The 18,938-nt window shown below is 73.3% G+C and carries 18 protein-coding genes; 7 read left to right on the forward strand and 11 right to left on the reverse strand.

Annotated features, from left to right (window positions below):
• Positions 1-3 precede the first annotated feature (3 nt).
• From C1I92_RS11905 to C1I92_RS11945, 9 genes are all read right to left on the reverse strand, one after another.
• The gene (locus tag C1I92_RS11905) at positions 4-1,224 is read right to left on the reverse strand and encodes a hypothetical protein (RefSeq protein ID WP_111254877.1); all 1,221 of its coding nucleotides are present in this window, start codon (positions 1,222-1,224) and stop codon (positions 4-6) included.
• On the reverse strand, positions 1,221-1,886 hold the full coding sequence (locus C1I92_RS11910; protein ID WP_111254878.1) for an N-acetylmannosamine-6-phosphate 2-epimerase: 666 nt from the start codon (positions 1,884-1,886) through the stop codon (positions 1,221-1,223). Before C1I92_RS11910 ends, C1I92_RS11905 begins: the two co-directional genes overlap by 4 nt.
• Complete coding sequence (locus C1I92_RS11915; protein WP_111254879.1) at positions 1,879-2,826, reverse strand: N-acetylglucosamine kinase; 948 nt, start codon at positions 2,824-2,826, stop codon at positions 1,879-1,881. The genes C1I92_RS11910 and C1I92_RS11915 overlap by 8 nt, the downstream gene beginning before the upstream one ends.
• Positions 2,823-3,680, reverse strand: coding sequence for a carbohydrate ABC transporter permease (locus C1I92_RS11920; protein WP_146605109.1), 858 nt, complete (start codon positions 3,678-3,680; stop codon positions 2,823-2,825). Before C1I92_RS11920 ends, C1I92_RS11915 begins: the two co-directional genes overlap by 4 nt.
• Complete coding sequence (locus C1I92_RS11925) at positions 3,677-4,591, reverse strand: carbohydrate ABC transporter permease (RefSeq protein ID WP_111254881.1); 915 nt, start codon at positions 4,589-4,591, stop codon at positions 3,677-3,679. The genes C1I92_RS11920 and C1I92_RS11925 overlap by 4 nt, the downstream gene beginning before the upstream one ends.
• A gap of 4 nt (positions 4,592-4,595) precedes the next feature.
• Positions 4,596-5,894, reverse strand: a complete 1,299-nt coding sequence (locus C1I92_RS11930) for an extracellular solute-binding protein (RefSeq protein WP_111254882.1) — start codon at positions 5,892-5,894, stop codon at positions 4,596-4,598.
• Between the two features lie 45 nt (positions 5,895-5,939).
• Positions 5,940-6,701 (reverse strand): GntR family transcriptional regulator, encoded by a 762-nt coding sequence (locus tag C1I92_RS11935; protein WP_111254883.1) that lies wholly within the window; start codon positions 6,699-6,701, stop codon positions 5,940-5,942.
• 184 nt (positions 6,702-6,885) lie between these two features.
• A complete protein-coding gene (locus C1I92_RS11940) occupies positions 6,886-7,599 on the reverse strand; it encodes an NIPSNAP family protein (RefSeq protein ID WP_111254884.1) in 714 nt (237 codons plus the stop codon).
• 41 nt (positions 7,600-7,640) lie between these two features.
• On the reverse strand, positions 7,641-8,291 hold the full coding sequence (locus tag C1I92_RS11945) for a TetR/AcrR family transcriptional regulator (RefSeq protein WP_111254885.1): 651 nt from the start codon (positions 8,289-8,291) through the stop codon (positions 7,641-7,643).
• A gap of 27 nt (positions 8,292-8,318) precedes the next feature.
• Between C1I92_RS11945 and C1I92_RS11950 the strand changes: the two genes are divergently transcribed.
• On the forward strand, positions 8,319-8,888 hold the full coding sequence (locus tag C1I92_RS11950; RefSeq protein ID WP_111254886.1) for an anthrone oxygenase family protein: 570 nt from the start codon (positions 8,319-8,321) through the stop codon (positions 8,886-8,888).
• Here C1I92_RS11950 and C1I92_RS11955 read toward each other — a convergent pair.
• The gene (locus C1I92_RS11955) at positions 8,822-9,688 is read right to left on the reverse strand and encodes an alpha/beta hydrolase (protein ID WP_111254887.1); all 867 of its coding nucleotides are present in this window, start codon (positions 9,686-9,688) and stop codon (positions 8,822-8,824) included. The two genes, C1I92_RS11950 and C1I92_RS11955, sit on opposite strands and share 67 nt — an antisense overlap.
• A 60-nt stretch (positions 9,689-9,748) precedes the next feature.
• Here C1I92_RS11955 and C1I92_RS11960 point away from each other — a divergent pair, with 60 nt between their 5' ends.
• Complete coding sequence (locus C1I92_RS11960) at positions 9,749-11,695, forward strand: AfsR/SARP family transcriptional regulator (protein WP_111254888.1); 1,947 nt, start codon at positions 9,749-9,751, stop codon at positions 11,693-11,695.
• Positions 11,692-13,068 (forward strand): pyridoxal phosphate-dependent decarboxylase family protein, encoded by a 1,377-nt coding sequence (locus C1I92_RS11965; RefSeq protein ID WP_111254889.1) that lies wholly within the window; start codon positions 11,692-11,694, stop codon positions 13,066-13,068. Before C1I92_RS11960 ends, C1I92_RS11965 begins: the two co-directional genes overlap by 4 nt.
• 117 nt (positions 13,069-13,185) lie before the next feature.
• On the opposite strand, the gene C1I92_RS11970 is transcribed toward C1I92_RS11965, so the two are convergent.
• Positions 13,186-13,671 (reverse strand): hypothetical protein, encoded by a 486-nt coding sequence (locus C1I92_RS11970; protein ID WP_199521156.1) that lies wholly within the window; start codon positions 13,669-13,671, stop codon positions 13,186-13,188.
• A gap of 393 nt (positions 13,672-14,064) precedes the next feature.
• On the opposite strand from C1I92_RS11970, the gene C1I92_RS11975 reads away from it, so the two are divergent.
• From C1I92_RS11975 to C1I92_RS11990, 4 genes are all read left to right on the forward strand, one after another.
• Entirely contained in the window at positions 14,065-15,048 is a 984-nt protein-coding gene (locus C1I92_RS11975) for a LacI family DNA-binding transcriptional regulator (protein ID WP_199521157.1), read from the forward strand.
• A gap of 97 nt (positions 15,049-15,145) precedes the next feature.
• Complete coding sequence (locus tag C1I92_RS11980; RefSeq protein ID WP_199521158.1) at positions 15,146-17,206, forward strand: beta-galactosidase; 2,061 nt, start codon at positions 15,146-15,148, stop codon at positions 17,204-17,206.
• Positions 17,203-18,081, forward strand: a complete 879-nt coding sequence (locus C1I92_RS11985) for a carbohydrate ABC transporter permease (RefSeq protein WP_111254891.1) — start codon at positions 17,203-17,205, stop codon at positions 18,079-18,081. Before C1I92_RS11980 ends, C1I92_RS11985 begins: the two co-directional genes overlap by 4 nt.
• Positions 18,081-18,935, forward strand: a complete 855-nt coding sequence (locus C1I92_RS11990; protein ID WP_111254892.1) for a carbohydrate ABC transporter permease — start codon at positions 18,081-18,083, stop codon at positions 18,933-18,935. Before C1I92_RS11985 ends, C1I92_RS11990 begins: the two co-directional genes overlap by 1 nt.
• Positions 18,936-18,938 lie beyond the last annotated feature (3 nt).

Below are 18,938 nucleotides of genomic sequence, written 5' to 3' on the forward strand. Positions count from 1 at the left end.
GTGTCAGCCTCCGTGGGTGATTCGGTGGACGAGCTCGTGCAGGACCCCGGCGGCGCGCTCGGCGGCGTCGGGACGGAACGGTGAGATCAGCACCTCGTAGCCGGGGGTGTCGAAGTCGGCGGCGGCGGGCAGGTAGCCGGCGTAGCCGTTGGCGTACCCGAGCAGCACCGACGGCGCCGCGGTGTCGCGCAGCGACAGGAACGGCTCGCCGCCGATGCCCTGCAGCGTCAGCCCGCCGAGCCGGACCGCGGCCAGTTCCAGCGGCACCGTCTCCGGGCCGCCCACGCGGCGGGCGGCCGCCTCGACACCCTGCAGCGCGGTGACGGCAGCCCGCCCGGCCGGGTCGTCGTCGGCCAGCCCGGCCAGCCGGCCGGTGAACTCCGCGCGCAGCCCGGTCAGTAGGTCGCCGTCGTCGTGCCGGGCCGGCAGCGGCAGCGTCGCGCGGGCAGCGGCGATCCCGTCGTCGGCGGTCCAGACCCGGCCCGGCATGGTGACGAGCTCGGCGAGCTGGTCCGCCGCCAGCGCGGCCAGCCGCCGGCCGTCGGCCTCGGTCTGGGCGTGACGGGTCCAGCGGGTGCTGACGTCGCCGGCCGCTCCCGTCGCGACGACGACCCAGGCCGACCCGCCGAGCCGGTCCCGTAGCTCGTCCCGGATCCACGCCGTCAGATCCCCGCTCACCACCGACGACGACGCCGGCAGGACGGTCGGGTGGACCGGCACGACGGCCAGCACGCCGGCCACGCGATCGCCGCCCAAGCGCAGCACGTCGACCGGCACGCGGTGGTCGCCGGTGTCGGCGCCGCGGCGCGACCCGACGCCGTCCAGCCGGCCCGAGCGGTGGCTCGCGACGCACTCCGCCTCGGCCGCGACGGCGTCCCGTGCCGCCGCGGCCGCCGCGTCGGCGACGGCGGACAGCCAGCCGTCCGGCGTCGTACCGCCGCCCGGCCCAGATCCGACGTCGGGGCCGGAGTGCGTGTGGGTCGCGCACAGCCAGGTCTCGCCGATGCCGGCCAACCGGCGGCGGACCTCGGCGGCGAGGTCGGCGTTCACCCCGACCAGCTCGGCGACGACCAGCAGGAACCGGTCCGTCCCCGCGGCGATCGAGACGCAGTCGACCCGCAGCGGCGCCAGCGTCCCCGCCGACGGCGCGGTCCGGGCGGCGTACCCGCCCAGCGGCGTGCCGTCCGGGACGGCCAGCGTCGCGGACCCGTGCCCGACCCTCACCGCACCGCCTCGACCAGCCGCCGGGTGATCGCCATCGGGTTCGTGACGGCGGTCCCGACGACGACGGTGTGCGCGCCGGCGTCGAAGGCGGCCAGCACGTCGTCGCGGGTCCAGTACCGTCCCTCGGCGACGATCGGGCAGTCCAGCTCGTCCACCAGCGTCCGGACCAGCGCGAGGTCCGGCCCGTCGACAGGCTCGCCGCCGGTGTACCCGGACAGCGTCGAGCCGACGAGGTCGGCGCCCGCTGCCCGCGCGTATCGGCCCGCGGCGAGCGTGTCGACGTCGGCCATGACGGGCACGCCCAGCCGGTCGTGGATGGCGGCGATCAGCTCGGCGAGGTCGCCACCGGGCCGGGGCCGATCGGTCCCGTCCAGCGCCACTACCGTCGCGCCGGCCCGCACCACCGCGGCTGCTGACTCGAACGTCGGCGTGATGTAGACGCCGTCGCGGTCGCCGGTCTTGTTGATGCCCAGCACCGGCACCGAGACGACGGCGCTGATCGCGGCGACGTCGGCCGGGCCGTTCGCCCGGATGCCGGCCGCGCCGCCGGCCTCCGCGGCCCGCGCCATCAGCGCCATCGGCTCCGGCCCGTGCAGCGGGTTCTCCGGGCCGGCCTGGCACGACACCACGATCGAGCGGTACGGGAACACGGCGTCAGACATGGGCGTCCCTCCCGGCGGTCAGCATCAGCGGTTCGTACGGGCCGAGCCCGGCCAGCAGCCGGACGGCGCCGTCGAGCGGGTTGCCCAGCGGCTCGCGCACCTCGACGCCCGGGCAGCGGGCCTGGATGGCGTCGGTGAACGGCCGCCGCACCAGGTCCTCCATCGCGAACAGGCCGCCGGCCCAGGACACTGGCACCCCCTCCGGTGACGGGAACGAGCGGGCCAGCACCGCCGCCGTCGTCACGACCAGGGCGTCGACGGCGTCGGCCCAGATGGCCTGCGCCACCGCGTCGCCCTCCCGGGCGGCCGCTGCCACCCACGGCGTGCACCGGGCGACCATCCGCACCGGCGCCGGCGAGGTGTAGATCCGCTGCGACAACCCGGCGAGATCGCCCAGCGCCTCCCGGGCGGCCTCGGTCAGCGTGGTCGCCGGGCCGCGGCCGTCGCGGGCGGCCAGCACCGCCCGCAGCGCCGCCCGGCCGATCGAGAACCCGCTGCCGGCGTCGCCGAGCAGGTAGCCGTGGCCGTCGCCCTGGTGCGCCCCGCCGTCGGCGGAGATGCCCAGGCAGACGACGCCGGTGCCGGCCGTCGTGACCACACCGGGGGCGCCGCCGAGCGCGCCGGCGTGCGCCGTCACCATGTCCGGGCCGAGCCACACCTCCGGGTCGCCGAGCCGGTCCCGGATCCGGGCCGCCAGGCGACGGCGCCGGTCCGGCTGCAGCGGCGCGGCCGTCAGTCCGAGGCAGATCCGGCGCACCGCGGCCGGCGAGCCGAGCGCCTCGTACGCCTCGGTCACCGCGTTGGCGACGCTGTCCAGCAGGTCCGTCTCGGCGCTGTAGGCGAACCCGCCGGCGTGCGTGATCTCGACGGCCACACCGTCGTGCACCAGCGCCATCCGCAGGTTCGTCTGCCCGCCGTCGACGGCCAGCTCCAGGCTCACTTGATCCCCGCCGTCATCGTGATCCCTTCGACGAACTTGCGCTGGAGGACGAGGAAGAGCAGCAGCGTCGGCAGCAGCGCCAGCAACGCGGCCGCCATCATCATCGGCAGACCGCCGGAGCCGAGGTTGTTAGCCTGCATCGCGGCCAGCCCGACCGGCAACGTCTGGTGGTCGGCGTCGTTGCCGACCAGCAGCGGCCATAGGTGGCTGTCCCAGTTGGTCATGAAGATGAACAGCGCCAGCGCCGCCATCGGCGACACCATCATCGGCGCGACGACGTGCCGCAGGATCCGCAGCTCGCCGGCGCCGTCGATGCGCGCGGCCTCCAGCAGCTCGTCGGGCAGCCCGTCGATGCTCTGCCGCATCAGGAAGATCCCGAACGCACTGGTGGCCGACGGGATGATCAGGCCGGCGAAGCTGTTCACCCAGCCCAGGTCGAAGACCAGCGCGTACAGCGGCACGTAGATGACCTCGAGCGGCACCATCAGCGTCGCGAGCACGACGAAGAACAGCACGTTGCGGCCGCGGTAGGCGAACTTGGAGAAGCTGTAGCCGGCCAGCGTGCAGGTGACGACGTTGAGCAGCGTCACCGAGACGCCCACGACGGTGCTGTTGAGGTAGTAGCGGGCGAACGGCGCCTGCTCGAACGGCAGCGTGAAGTTGCTCCACAGCCACTGCGACGGCAGCCAGCGCATCGGGCTGGCCAGCACCTCGTCGGCCGGCTTCACCGCCGACAGCGCCGCGTAGACGAACACCGACGCGAACACCAGGCCGCCGGCCAGCAGCAGCGTGAACACGACGACCTTGCCGACCGGGCGGCGCTTGCGCGAGACGACCATCGCCCCAGTGCTCATGCCGACCTCCGCAGCGCCCGGAGCTGCACGAACGTCACCATCAGCAGCAGCACGAACATGAGGACGGCGACGGCGGACGCGCGGCCCATGCGGGCGCTGGCGAAGGCCGTCTTGTACACGAACAGGTTGATCACCTCGGTGCCGAAGCTGCCGCCGGTGAGCACCACCTGCGGGCTGAACGACTGGAAGCCGCGGATCACCGCCATCACCAGGACGACGACGGTGATCGGCTTGAGCAGTGGCAGCGTGACGTAGCGCAGCCGCCGCAGCGCGCCGGCGCCGTCCAGGGACGCCGCCTCCAGCAGGTCCTTCGGGACGTTCTGCAGCCCGGCCAGGAAGATGATCAGGAAGAACCCGACCTCCTTCCAGATCGCCGCGATCGCGATCGCCCACTTGGCCCAGGTGCTCGACGTCAGCCACGGGATGTCGGTGTTCAGGGTCTGGTTCAGCAGCCCCTCCGGCTGCAGCACCAGCCGCCAGATCACCGACACCGCCACCCACGACGTCGCGACCGGCGCGAAGTACAGCAGCCGGACGAACGCGCTGCCACGCATCCGGTTGTTCAGGCCCAGCGCGAGCACCAGCGCCAGCAGCACCGCCGGCCCGTAGGTGATGACGACGTAGAACAGCGAGGCGCCGAGCGAGGCGAGGAACCGGTCGTCGCCGAACAGGAACCGGAAGTTGTCCAGCCCGACCCACACCGGCGGGCTGGTCAGGTTGTAGTCGTACAGGCTGAGCTGGAACACCCGCAGCATCGGGTAGATCGCGAACGCCGCGAACAGCGCCAGCGCGGGCAGCGCGAACACCAGCCCGATCGCGTCACGGCGGCGGCGCCAGCCGGGGCGGCCGGCGCCCGGAGGCCGGGCCCGCGTGCCGCGGGCCCGGTCCGGTGCGGTTCTGGTCAACGCCATGCGACTAGCTCGTGACGCTCTGCTCGACGGACTCCGCGGCCTCTTCCAGGCTCTCCGCCGGTGGCTGGCCGTCGAAGATGGACCGCTCGATCGCCGCCTTGATGGCGTCCTGGACCTCGCTCCAGTGCGGGCCGACCTCGTCGAACCTGCCCTGCTGGTAGGCCTGCGACCACACCTCGAGGAACGGGATCTCCGCCGCGGCGGGCGACTCCTCCCAGCCCTGCAGCGGCTGGACGAAGCTGACGTCCTCGAGCCAGCGCTCGCTCTGCGACGTCATGTACTCGATGAACCTCCATGCCTCCTCCTGCTGCTCGGAGGCCTTGTTCACGGCGAAGTAGTAGCCGTACCAGCGCCCGGACGGGTTGGCCGGGTCGACCTGCGGGAGCGGGACGACGGCCAGGTTCTCGAACGTCTCGGGGTTGTCGATGGCGATCTGCTCGACCGCCCACGGATAGATCATCGTCATCGACCGGCGGCCGGAGGCGAAGTCCTCGAACGGCGACGTCGCCTCGCGGGAGGCGGTGTCGGCGTTGCCGACCTGGTCCTCGCGGATGAGGTCGTACCAGATCTGCAGCGCCTCGACCGACTCCGGCTCGGTGAGCGCCGACCCGTCGCCGTCCTCGTTGAGGATCGAGCCGCCGGTCTCGTTCAGCAACGTCTGCAGTTGCTGGGTGTACCAGCCGGAGTGCAGGTAGACGAAGTTGAAGCCCTCGTGCCCGGCGGCGACCAGCTGCTGGCCGTACTCGGCGACGTCGTCCCAGGTCTGCGGCGGGTTGGCCGGGTCGAGGCCGGCGTCGGCGAAGTGCTGGGTGTTGATGGCGAACGCCGTCGCGTTGAACTCGCTCGGCACGCCGTAGAGGGTGCCGTCCTCGCCCTTCGCGCCGTCCAGCGTGCCGTCGACGTAGAGCGCCTCCAGCTCCTCGACGGAGTCGGCGCCGAACGCCGCCGGGTCGATCGGCGCGAGCAGCTCCTTGGGGATGTACTCGCCGCGCAGCGCGCTGTCGTCCATGTTGATGATGTCCGGGCCGGAGCCGTTGCTCAGCGACGTCAGCATCTTCGTGCCGAAGTCGTTGTTCGGGATCATCTCGTAGGTGATGTCGACGTTCGGGTTGGCCTCTTCGTACTCCGCGATCAGCTGCTCGTTCAGCTCGTTCATCGGCGGGTGCGTGTGGGTCCAGTAGGTCAGCTCGATCTGCCCGCCGTCGCCGGTCGAGCCGCCGTCGTCGGAGCCGCACGCGGCGGTCACCGCCAGCACGGCCACGGCCGGGATCAGGACCGCGCGGGCGCGCGCTCGTGTGCTCATGGGTTGCTCGCTTTCGTCGGTCCGCCCGGAGGGCGGCGCGGAAGGTCAGGCGGAACGCCGGGTGCGTCCGCGCAGGGCGGGCGCGGGCACCGGCCGGAGCTCGGCCGTCAACTGGAACCGGTCACCGCGGAAGACGTCGGTGCCGCACTCGACGACGCGTCCGTTCGTGCCGAACGTGACGACGTCGAGCTGGAACGCCGGGCGGCCCGGGTCGGTGTGCAGCAGTGCGGCGTCGTGCTCGTCCAGCAGCGTCGGCTCGATGGTCGTGCGGCCGGTGAGGATCGGGATGCTGTAGCGGCCGGCCAGCAGGTCGTACCAGGAGCCGTTCAGGTCCGCCGGCGCCAGGCCGGGCACGAGGTCGTCGGCGACCCAGGTGGTCTCCAGGCCGATGGGGTCGCCGTCGGCGGTGCGGAGCCGGGTGAACCGGACGATCGTCGTGTTGACGGGGATGCGCAGCGTCCGGGCCTGCCGTGGCCCGGCCGGCAGCCGCCGGAACTCCAGCGTCTCGCTGCCCGGCACCAGGCCGCGGCGGCGCATCTCCTCCGAGAACGAGGTCATCGCCAGGCGGCGGGTCAGCTTCGGTCGCGCGACGAAGTTGCCCCGGCCGTGCTCGCGTACGACGAACCCGGCCGTCGCCAGGTCGTCGAGGGCCCGCCGCAGGGTCATGCGGGCCACTCCCCAGTCGTGTGCCAGCCGGCGTTCCGACGGCAGCGCCACGCCTTCGTCCTCGTGGTCGATGAGCTCGAGCAGGCGGCCGCGCACCTGTGCGACCTTGCCGGCCGCCGATCCGAAGCTGTCGTTCGCCATGCCACGAGCTCCTCGACATGAGGTGAGGTGCAGTGCGCACCTTTATAGACCGTGCCGCCGAAGCCGCACCAGAGCGGCCGCGAACCTCGATTAGACCAGTCGCGCGCGCGTTTGTCGCGCGATGCCGCAGGCCACCGGCTTCTTCGTGCGAGTGGGCCGCAACTGGTCCAATCGGCGCGCTCTCTCAGCGCAGCAGCGATCGGCCGGTCGGCGCCAGGCGGAGGGTGACGGGCGGCGCCGTGAGCCGGCGGTCCAGTTCGGCGCGCAGGTCCGCCCGCTCCTCCCACCGGTCGCGGTGGGCCGCGTAGGCGTCGGCGTCGTCGAACCGGGCCACCCGGACGACGACATTCTCGCCCGTGCGCACCGGCAGCCCCAGGAAGGTGTTCGGCGACGGGTCGGTCTCGAGCCGGGCCAGCGGGACGACGCCCAGCGCGGGCTCGATCTCGGCGGCGAGGAAGCGGCCGAACTCGCTCCGGTCGCCGTCGACCGGGTAGACCACCACGCTCACCACCGACGACGCCGGTGCGGTCGGCCGGTCGACGGCGGCGCCGACGGCCGGGAACGGGAAGCCGCCCTCGGCGTCGGCGGGCCGCAGCAGGTGCACGTCGTCGACGTCGATCATGGTGACGTTGGCGGCGGCGGCGTGCTCCTTCCAGACCGGGCCGGAGTAGAACGCCGTCAGCGCCTCGTGCCGCGTCTCCAGGTCGGCGAAGCCCCGGATCCAGACGAACCGGTCCGGTCGGTCGAGGTCGCGGAACTGGCCGATGAGCCGCATGCCGACGGCTTCCTGCGACTCGACGAGCTCGCGGTCGAACAGCGTGACGAGGTCGTCGCGGCGGTCGGCGTGGACCGTGTACTGGCGCAGTTCGACGAGGGGACAGCACGGGTCGCTGGTCATGCCGCGAACGGTATCGGCCGGGGCCGACAGACAGCGGCGGCTCAGCGCCGGGCGTAGAGCCGGTAGAACAGCTCGACGGCCTGAGCGGCCCGGTCCTCGACGGTTGCGCCCGTCCACGCGGGGCCGGCGCCCAGCAGCGCCGTGATCTGGGCGTCGCGAACGGCCAGGCCGAACAGCACGCCGAACGCCTCGGCCGGGTCGGGGCAGTCGAGCTCGCCGGACTCCGTCGCCCGGGCCAGCACCGCCTCGAACAGGGGCCCGGTGGTGGCGCGGCCGCGCTGGTACAGCACCGCGGCGAGATCGGTGTCGGCGGGAACGCCGGCGATGGCGGCCCGGTTCAGCGCCAGCGACCGCGGCCCGGTGAGCAGCGTGAGCAGCCCGGCGATCGCGGCCAGCAGGACGCCGCGCACGGGGGCATCGGCCGGGCCTTCGAGCGCCTGGCGCAGCAGCGCGTTGGTGCCGCCGGACTGCCGCTGGACCAGCGCCTCGAGCAGACCGCGGCGGCCGCCGAACCGGGCGTAGAGCGTCTCCTTCGAGGCCCGCGCCCGCTCGGCGATGCGGCGCGTGGTCAGCGCGGCCACCCCGTCCTCCTCGAGGATCGCGGCGGCGGCCGCGAGGATCGCCTCCTCGCGCGCCTCGCCTCGCGCCGCGGATCTCGGGGTCGATCCCGGGGTTCTTCCGGATGTCGCCATGTCCGAACCGTACCGTACGGTTCGGACATGACCACCTCGAACCGCGGCCAACTCGCCGCCGCCGGGCTCGCCGTGCTGCTGCTCGGCCTCATCTCCGGCTTCTTCTACGCCTACGCCTGCTCGGTGATGGTCGGGCTGGCCGACACCGACGACCGCACGTTCATCGCCGCGATGCAGGCGATCAACGCCCACGTCCGCAACGCCGGCTTCGCGCCGAGCTTCTTCGGCGCGCTGATCGCCACGGCCGCGGCGGCCCTGCTCGGCGCCCGGCGCCGTCCGTCGCGGGCGACCGTGCTGCTGGCGGCCGCCGCGCTGGTCTACGCCGTCGGCGGGTTCGCGCTGACCATGGGTGTCAGCGTGCCGCTCAACGACGAGCTGGCGGCGGCCGGCGCGCCCGCGTCGATCGCCGATCCGGCCGCGGTCCGGGCCGACTACGAGGGGCCGTGGACCACCTGGAACCTGGTGCGGACGGTCGCGTCGACCGTGGCGTTGGCGCTGGCCGTCGCCGCCGTCCACGACCTCGGCCGGAGCTACCGCCGCAGCAGGTCGCGCAGTTCGGCGGCGATCGCGGCCGGGTCCGCCTCGGCCATGAAGTGACCCGCCGTCGTCGTGACGTGCCGCAGGTCCGGCGCCCACGCGCGCCACAGCCCGGCCGCGTCGAAGCCGAGCGCGGCGCCCCAGTCCTGCTGGACGACGGTGACCGGCATCGCGAGCGTCCGGCCGGCCGCCCGGTCCGCCGTGTCGTGCTCGACGTCGACGCCGGCGGACGCGCGATAGTCGGCGACGATCGACGGGACGGCAGCCGCGCAGGCACGCAGGTACTCCGCGCGCACGTCGGCCGGGATCGCGTCCGGATCGGCGCCCCACTGGTCGAGGAAGTAGCCGAAGAACTCCTCCGCCGACCCGGCGATCATCCGTTCCGGCAGGCCGGGCGGCTGTGCCATCAGGTAGAGGTGGAACGCGACCGCCGCCGACGCCCCGTGCAGGACGTCCCACATGTCCAGCGTCGGCAGCACGTCGAGGATCGCGAGGTGGCTGACCCGGCCCGGGTGATCCAGGCCGGTCCGGAACGCGACCAGCGCGCCGCGGTCGTGCCCGGCCAGCGCGAAGCGGTCATGGCCCAGCTCGGTCGCGAGGGCGACGACGTCGGCGGCCATCGTGCGCTTCGAGTAGTCCGCCGCGGGCTTGTCGCTGCCGCCGTAGCCGCGCAGGTCCGGGACGATGACGGTGTGCTCGGCGGCCAGGTCCGCGGCGACGTGCCGCCACATCAGGTGGGTCTGCGGGAACCCGTGCAGCAGCACGACCGGGCGGCCGGCGCCGCCGACGGCGACGTTCAGCGCGACGCCGCCGTCGACCGCGACGCGCCGGTACTCGAAGCCGGGGATGGTGGGCGTCATGACTCTCCTCTGGGTGAAGCTGGTGACGTGTCCAGCCTCCGGCCCGCCGATGAGCGTTCGATGAGCACGTCCTTCGGCGTGCTCGGCCCGGTGGTCGCGTGGTCCCGTGGCGCCGACGTCGATCTCAAGGGGCCGCGGCATCGCGAGGTGCTGGCCCGGCTGATCGCGGCGCACGGCCGGGTGGTGCCGGTTCAGCGGATCGTCGCCGACCTGTGGGAGTCGCCGCCCGACGCCGCCGTCGTCGCGGTCCGCACGTTCGTCGCCGCGCTGCGACGGGCGCTGGAGCCGTCGCGCGCGCCACGGTCGCCGGCGACGTTGCTGGTCACCGAGGGGCCGGGCTACGCCCTGCGGCCGGCCCATGACGCCGTCGACGCGTGGCGGTTCGCGGCCGCGGTCTCCGCCGCCGGCGACGCGTCGCCGGGCGACGCCCTGCGGCTGCTGGACGACGCGCTGGCGCTGTGGCGCGGCCCGGCCTACGCCGACTTCGCCGGCGCCGCGTGGGCGCGGGCGGAGCGGACGCGGCTGACCGAGCTGCGGCTGACGGCGGTCGAACGGCGGGCGGACGCCCTGCTGGCGCTGGGCCGGGCCGCTGACGCCGTACCGGACCTGGACGCGCACGTCGCCGAGCACCCGTGGCGCGAGGAGGCGTGGCGGCTGCTGGCGCTCGCGCTGTACCGCGCGGGACGGCAGGCCGACGCGCTGGACGTGCTGCGCCGGGCCCGGTCGCTGCTCGGCGACCAGCTGGGCGTCGATCCCGGGCCGCGGCTGCGGCAGCTGGAGACCGACCTGCTCCGGCAGGACCTGCCGGTGGACACCGTCGGGCGGGTGTGGGCGGACGCCGCCGCGGCCTATGACCAGACGGTGGCAGCGGGCGCGCCCGGCCGGCTGGAGTCGACCGTCGGGCTGCTGCGGATCCTCGCGCTGACCGGCGGACGCGGGCTGGCGGCGGCGCAGGAGCAGCGGGTCGCCGCGATCGCGGCCGCGGAGCAGCTCGGCGACCCGGAGCTGACGGCGCGGGTCATCGGCGCGTACGACGTGCCCGGCGTGTGGACCCGGTCGGACCATCCGGACCGATCGGCGCTGGTCGTGGCGGCGGCGGAGCGGACGCTGGCCGCGCTGGCGCCGTCCGCGCCGCCGGCGACCCGGGCCCGGCTGCTGGCGACCGTCGCGATGGAGTCGCGCGGGTCGCACTCGTCCCGTCCGGCGCAGGCCGCCGCCGAGGCGGAGCGGATCGCCCGCGAGTTGCACGACCCCGCGCTGCTGGCGTTCGCGCTGAACGCGACGTTCCTGCAGACGTTCCAGCGGGCCGGGCTGGCGCCGTCGCGGGACGGGATCGGCGCCGAGCTGGTCGCACTGGGCGCCACCCATGGGCTGTCGGCGTTCGAGATCCTTGGCCGGCTGGTCCGGATGCAGGCCCGCGCCGCCCTCGCCGACTTCGCCGGCGCCGACGAGCACGCTGAGGCTGCCGACGACCTGGGCGCGCGGCACGACCGGCCGCTCGTCGCCGTCTTCACCCAGTGGTACCGGGCGGTACGGCTGGCCGCCGCCGGTGGAGAGGCCGAGGACGCCTACCGCGCGGCTGCGGAGCGGCTGGAGGGCGCCGGGATGCCCGGGCTGGAGCGCGGGCTGCTCCCGCTGGCGCTGCTGTGCCTGCGGGTCTGGCGGGAGCGGCCGCTGGACTTCGCCGACGACACCGACTGGGGCCCGTACGCGCCGTGGGCGCTGCCGCTCGTGCTGGCGTCCCGTGGCCGGCACGCGGAGGCCGCGGGATTGCTGCGGCGGATGCCCGAACCGCCGCGTGACCTGCTGTTCGAGGCGACGTGGTGCCTGATCGGCCGGGCCGCGCTGGCGACCGGCGAGTGGGCGCTGGCCGAGCGGGCCCGGTCGGTGCTGGCGCCCGCGGCCGGCGAGCTGGCGGGGGCGGGCAGCGCGGTGCTCACCGCCGGACCCGTGGCGTTCCACCTCGCCGCGCTGGACACTGGGCTGTCGACGAGGGGGTCGGGATGAGCGCACGACGGGAAGACTTCGACGCCGCGCTGGATGTCGCGAGCGACCGGGCCAGGGCCTGGCTCGGCGGCCTGGACGGGCGGATCGTGCGCGCGACGGCGACGGTCGACGAGGTCCGGGCGGCGCTGGGTCCGGCGCTGCCGGACGGGCCCAGCGACCCGGCCGACGTCGTCCGGCTGCTGGCTGACGCCGCCGAGCCGGGGCTGGTGGCGACGCCGTCGGGCCGGTTCTTCGGGTTCGTCATCGGCGGCACGCTGCCGGCCGCGCTGGCGGCGGACTGGCTGGTCGGCGCGTGGGACCAGAACGCCGCGCTGCGGGCCGCGAGCCCGGCCGGCGCCGCCGTCGACGACATCGCGGCGGGCTGGCTGCTCGACGTGCTGGGCTTGCCGCCCGCCGCCGGAGCCGGGTTCGTCACCGGCGCGACGATGGCGAACTTCGCCGGCCTCGCTGCCGGCCGGGACGCCGTCCTGGCCCGGGCCGGCTGGGACGTCGGCGCGCGCGGGCTGAGCGGCGCCCCGTCCGTCCGGGTGCTGGCCGGCGCGGAACGGCACGACTCCATTGTGTCGGCGCTGCGCTACCTCGGGCTCGGCGCGCCGGAGGCCGTCGCCGTCGACGACCAGGGGCGGGTGCGGTTCGACGCGCTGGCCGCCGCGCTGGCCGCGGAGCCGGGCCGGCCGACGATCGTCTGCCTGCAGGCCGGCAACATCCACTCCGGCGCGTTCGACCCGTTCGCGTCGGCCGTGCCGGCGGCGCACGCCGTCGGCGCCTGGGTGCACGTCGACGGCGCGTTCGGGCTGTGGGCGGCCGCGTCGCCGCGGACCCGGGCCCTGGTGGCGGGCGCCGGCGACGCGGACTCCTGGGCGACCGACGCGCACAAGACGCTCAACGTCCCCTACGACAGCGGGGTGGTCGTGGTCCGCGACCCGGCGGCGCTGCGGTCGGCCATGAGCTACCACGCCGACTACCTGGTCACCGACGCGGCGCACCTGGAGCCGTACGAGCGGGTGCCGGAACTGTCGCGGCGGGCCCGGTCGGTGCCGGTGTGGGCGGCGCTGCGCTCGCTCGGCCGGTCCGGCCTCTCCGACCTCGTCGACCGGCTGTGCCGGCACGCGGCCGCGTTCGCCGCCGGCGCCCGGGCGATCCCCGGCGCCGAGGTCCTCAACGACGTCGTGTTCACCCAGGTCTGCCTCTCCTTCGGCGACGACGAGCGCACCCGCGAGGTCGGCCGGCGGCTGATGGCGGACGGGACGGTCTGGATGACCGGCTCGCGCTGGCGTGGCCGCGAGGTGCTGCGCATCTCGGTGAGCAACTGGTCCACCACCGACGCCGACGTCGCCCGCGGCCTCGACGCCCTCGCCCGCGCGGCCGGCTGACTGACCGCGGCGCGGCGTGCATGGCCGGGGTGGGTGGTCAGCTGCTAAACTCGTCAGCAGAGACCGGTGAAAAGAGGCCCAGGGGGCCTCTTCCCCTCGTGGGATAGCCGGTCTTTACTATTGTGACCGTCCCCATGGCGTGAAAAAGGACCGCTGAGTCGCTTTCACACAGGGTTCGTACCAGCTACACCGCTTGCCTTCGAGTACTCGCTGCGCGGCCCACAGGCCATAGTCGGCTACCTGCAGACCCCATGAGGTCGGACCGTCCCAGACGCAGAGAACTATCTGACGGTGTACCTGTGCGCAGACCTCGGCCATGGCTTTACGGGCGGCAGTGGCGCGTGCCTTGGTGCCGAAGGAGCTGACGATCGCGAAGAGACGATCCCGCGGCCCGGCCACTTGTCGGGCGACCTCCTTGAAATGCAGATACCACGCCATCTGATACAGGTACATCTCGCCTCGTGCCTGGACGGACGGATAGGCATTCGCCTTGCAGAGGAAGGTCATGTCGAATCGTGGCGCCTGCGCCTTCACGACGGCGAACATCTGCCAACGAGTCGCTGGACTGTCGTTCTTCGCATGGAAACCGCGGGGAAGCTTCACTCCGCGCTCCTCGAGTTGTGCGCGTAGTGCCAGCCCGCCCCACAACTCCGAACCGTGGTCGCGGGGAAAGACCGCCGTTCCGAAACCAAAATAGCGTGAAGCGCATTCCTTGCCGATCGTGACGTCCTAGTCGAGGTTCCCTGTCTCGTCGGCGTACAGGTAGATATCGGCCATGCATTGACCCCGGATAATCCTTCGATTCCTTCTGGTCGAGCGTAATGCGCTCCCATAGAACGCCGCAGCTGATCGTTCTCCGCCAGGGCCAAGGTTGGCCGGTTGGGGCGCTGGCAGGGCAGCCAGCCGGTCGCATCGTCGGCGCAGGCTCATAATGGAGACCCCTGGACCGAAGGAGTCGTGATGGCGCGTCAGGGATCCAGGTCGCGGCCTCCGACCATGGCCGACGTCGCGCGGCTGGCGCAGGTCTCGCCGCAGACGGTGTCCCGGGTGCTCAACGACTACGCGTTCATCCGGCCCGACACCCGCGACCGCGTGCTGCAGGCCATCGACGTGCTGGACTATCGGCCGAACCAGGCGGCTCGGACGCTGGCGACCAGCCGGTCGCGCACCATCGGCGTCGTCGCCACCGACTACCTGAGCTACGGCCCTGCGGCCGCGCTGTGGGGGGTCGAGCGGGCCGCCGGCGAGGCCGGCTACGGCGTCAGCATCGTCAGCCTGCGCGAGTCGAACCACCGCGCGTTCACCGAGGCCATGCAGCGCCTCGTCGGCCAGTCGGTCGAGGGCATCGTGATGATCGCGCCGCAGGACCAGTCCACCCACGAGGTGTTCGACGCGTTCGACAACGTGCCGGTGGTGACGCTGAGCTCGTTCGAGACCGGCGAGCACAAGCCGATCATGCTCGACTCCGCCGAGGGGTCGCGCATCGCCACCCGGCACCTCGTCGAGCTCGGGCACACCGTCATCGCGCACCTGTCAGGGCCGCCCCGGTTCACGGTGTCCGAGGAGCGGGTGCGCGGCTGGCGCGAGGTGCTGGCCGAGACCGGCCTGGCCGCGCCCGAACCGGTCGTCGGGGACTGGACGGCGGAGAGCGGCTACCTCGTGGGGCGCGAGCTGGCCGCCGACCGCCACGTCACCGCCGTCTACGCCGCCAACGACCGCATGGCGCAGGGCCTGCTGCTCGCGCTGCACGAGGCCGGGCGCCGGGTGCCGCAGGACGTCAGCGTCGTCGGCTTCGACGACGTGCCGGAGGCGGCGTACATGATCCCGCCGCTGACGACGGTGCGCCAGGACTTCGCCGCGCTGGGGCGGCGGTGCATCGAGGCGGTGCTGGCGCTGATCGGCAACGAGCCGCGGCTCGAGCCGGACCCTCTGGTGCCGACCCTCGTCGTCCGGGAGAGCAGCGGGCCGGCGCCGCGCTGAACCGCACGAGCTCGCGGATTGTTTGCGCTAACGAAATTCAAAGATCCAGTCCAGCGACGGGCTTGACGCGCAGTTTGAGAGCGCTAACAATGGCCGCGTGGCTCAGCGCAGATACCGCATCGGCGACCGGATCCTCTTCGGCGCGGCGTACTACCCCGAGTACCAGCCGGTCGAGCGGATGGACACCGACTTCGGGTTGATGCGCGACGCCGGGTTCTCGTTGATCCGGGTCGGCGAGTCGGTGTGGAGCACGTGGGAGCCGCGTGACGGCGAGTTCGAGCTGGAGTGGCTGGCGCCGGTCCTCGACGCGGCCCACGCGCACGACATCGCCGTCGTCCTGGGCACGCCGACGTACGCGGTGCCGTCGTGGCTCATGGTCAAGCATCCGGAGATCGCCGCGGAGAGCCGCACCGGCGTCCGCGTCCCGTGGGGCGCTCGCCAGGAGACCGACACGTCGCACCCGGTGTTCCGCCGCTACGCCGAGCGGATCATCCGCGCCGTCGTCGCCCGCTACGCCGGCCACCCCGCGGTCGTCGGCTTCCAGGTCGACAACGAGCCGGGCAACGTGCTGCCGCACAACGAGCACGTCTTCGCAGGCTTCAAGGCCTGGCTGCTCACGCGGTACAAGGACGTCGGCGCGATCAACGACGCCTGGAACCTCACCCACTGGGCGCACCGGCTCGACGACATCGACGAGCTGTGGCGGCCCGACGGCAACCACGTCCCGCAGTACGACCTCGCCTGGCGCCGCTACCAGGCCGAGCTGACGACGGACTACATCGGCTGGCAGACGGCGCTGGTCAAGGAGTACGCGAGCCCGGACCAGGCCGTGTTCACCTGCATCGACGTCGCCCGCCCGGCCGTCGACGACCGCGCGCTGGGCCAGGTCATCGACATCGTCGCGGCCAATCAGTACCACGCGACGCAGGACGAGCTGGGGCCCGGCGCCGACGGCGGGCACGAGTTCCCGCCGTCGGGCAGCTGGGCGCCGTTCTTCGTCGCCGACCGCACGGCGGCCATCCGGCCGGGCGAGCGGTTCATGGTCACCGAGACCAACGCCACGAGCGTCGGCTTCCCGTGGTTCAACCACCCCGCCTACGACGGCCAGTGGCGGCAGGTCGCGTGGGCGATGATCGCCCGCGGCGCTCGCGCCATCGAGTACTGGCACTGGCACACGATGCACGGCTCCTGGGAGTCGTACTGGGGCGGCATCCTGCCGCACAGCTTCCGGCCGGGCCGGGTCTACGAGCAGGTCGCGCAGCTGGGCCGGGAGATCCGGACGGCGGGCGGGGCGGTCGAGGGGATCGTGCCCGACGCCGGCGTCGCGCTGGTCTACTCGATGCCGACGCGGTGGGCGTTCGAGTTCCACCCGCCGCTGCAGGACCCGGCCGCCGACCCGCGCAAGCAGGGCGGCCCGGACCGCGCCGCCTACGAGCGCATCGTCTACCGCTGGTACGGCGGCCTGAGCCGGGCCGGTCACCAGATCCGGCTGCTGCACGCCGACGACCTGGGCGCCGGCCTGCCGCCGGTCGTCGTCGCGCCCGCCCTCTACCTCGCCACCGACGAGCAGCGCGAGACGCTGCGGGAGTACGCGGCCGGCGGCGGGCACCTCGTGCTCGGCACCCGGTCGCTGTACGCCGACGAGATCGGCCGGCCGCGGCTGGACCGGCAGCCGGCCGGGCTGGCCGACGCGGCGGGCGCCTGGTACGACGAGTTCAGCAACCTGCTCGCGCCGATCCCGGTCACCGGCGAGCTGACCGGCCGGGCGACCGGCCTGATCGAGGGGCTGACGGCGGACGGCGCCGACGTCGTGGCCGGCTACGACCACCCGCACTTCGGCCGCTGGGCCGCCGTCACGACCCGCGAGTACGGCGCCGGACGCGTCACCTACGTCGGCACGATACCGGACCTGGAACTGGCGACGGCGCTCGGCGGCTGGCTGGCCCCGGCCAACCCGTGGCCGGTCGGCGGCGCCGTCACCGCGCACGGCGCCACCAACGGCGCCGGTGAGCGGCTGTGGTTCGTGCACAACTTCGGCTTCGAGCCGCACACCGTCGTCGCGCCGATGCCGGTCGCCGACGTGCTCACCGGCGCCCCGGTGGACCGGCTGGAGCTGGGCCCGTGGGACGTGCGGATCGTGCGCGAGACCACCCCATGAGCGGCGTCCGGGCGAACCGGACGGCGTACCTGTTCCTGCTGCCGTTCCTCGCCGTCTTCGCGGTGACGATCGCCGTGCCGCTGGGCTACGCGATCTGGCTGAGCTTCTTCAAGCACCAGTTGATCGGCGGCACCGTCTTCGCGGGCCTGGACAACTACACCCGCGCGCTGTCGGACCAGCTGCTGCACGAGGGCGTCGGCCGGGTGCTGCTGTTCCTCGCCGTCCAGGTGCCGATCATGCTGGTGATCGCGCTGGCGGTGGCGCTGGCGCTGGACAGCGGCCGCATGGGTGGCGGCGCGATCGTGCGGATCGGGCTGTTCCTGCCCTACGCCGTCCCGGCGGTCGTCGCGACGCTGATGTGGGGCTACATCTTCGGCGGCCAGTTCGGCCTGGCGGCGCAGGTGTTCGACGCCGTCGGGCTGCCGACGCCGGACCTGCTCGGCCCGGGTCTCATGCTCGCCAGCATCGGCAACGTCGTGACCTGGTCGTTCGTGGGCTACAACATGCTCATCTTCTACGCGGCGCTGCGGACGATCCCGGCCGAGGTGTACGAGGCGGCGGCCATCGACGGCGCCGGCGAGTACCGCAAGGCGTGGTCGATCAAGCTGCCGGCGCTGCGGCCGGCGCTGGCGCTCGCACTGATCTTCAGCGTCATCGGCAGCATCCAGCTGTTCAACGAGCCCAGCGTCCTGCAGGCACTGCGGCCGAGCGTCGTCACGACCAGCTACACGCCGAACCTGTACGCGTACAACCTGGCCTTCACCGGCGGGCAGACGAACTACGCGGCGGCCGTCGCCGTGCTGCTCGGCGGCATCACCGTCGTCATCGCCTACGCCGTGCAGCTGGGCGTCGCGCGCCGGAACCGGGTGATCTGATGCGCGTCCGCCGCTCGCCCGTCCTCACCGTCGTCTGCTGGGCGCTGCTCGGCTACTTCCTGCTGCCGCTGGTGTGGCTGCTGGTCAACGCGACGAAGACCAACTCCGACCTGTTCTCGACGTTCGGGCTGCGGTTCGGCACCGAGTTCGCGCTGTTCGACAACGTCCGCGCACTGGCGACGTACCAGGACGGCATCTTCTTCCGCTGGTTCGCCAACACCGTCCTCTACGCCGTCGTCGGCGCGGGCGGCGCGGCGGTGTTCGCCGCGATGGGCGGCTACGCGCTGGCGAAGTACCGGTTCACCGGCCGCCGCGGCGTGCTCGCGGCGGTGCTCGGCGCGGCCGCCGTCCCCGGCACCGCACTCGCCGTCCCGACGTACCTGCTGTTCAGCCAGTGGGGCCTGGTGAACACCGAGGCCGCGGTGATCCTGCCGGCCCTGGCCAGTCCGTTCGGGCTGTTCCTCATGATGATCTACGCCCAGGACGCGGTGCCGGACTCGCTGATCGAGGCCGCCCGCATCGACGGCGCCCGCGAGGGCCGCATCTTCTGGTCCATCGGGTTCCGCCTGCTCGTCCCCGGTTTCGTCACCGTGCTGCTGTTCCAGCTGGTGGCGACCTGGAACAACTACTTCCTCCCGCTCATCGTGCTGAACGAGTCGGACAAGTTCCCGCTCACGGTGGGCCTGAGCCTGTGGAACAAGCTCGCCAACGCCGGCGGCGTCAACCTCACCGAGCCGCTGTACCCGCTGGTCATCACCGGCTCGCTGCTCGCCGTCGTCCCACTCGTCGTCGCGTTCGTCGTGCTGCAGCGGTACTGGCAGTCCGGCATCGCCGCCGGCGGCGTCAAGCAATGACCC

Source organism: Jiangella anatolica, assembly GCF_003236295.1.
Classification (GTDB): Bacteria; Actinomycetota; Actinomycetes; order Jiangellales; family Jiangellaceae; genus Jiangella; species Jiangella anatolica.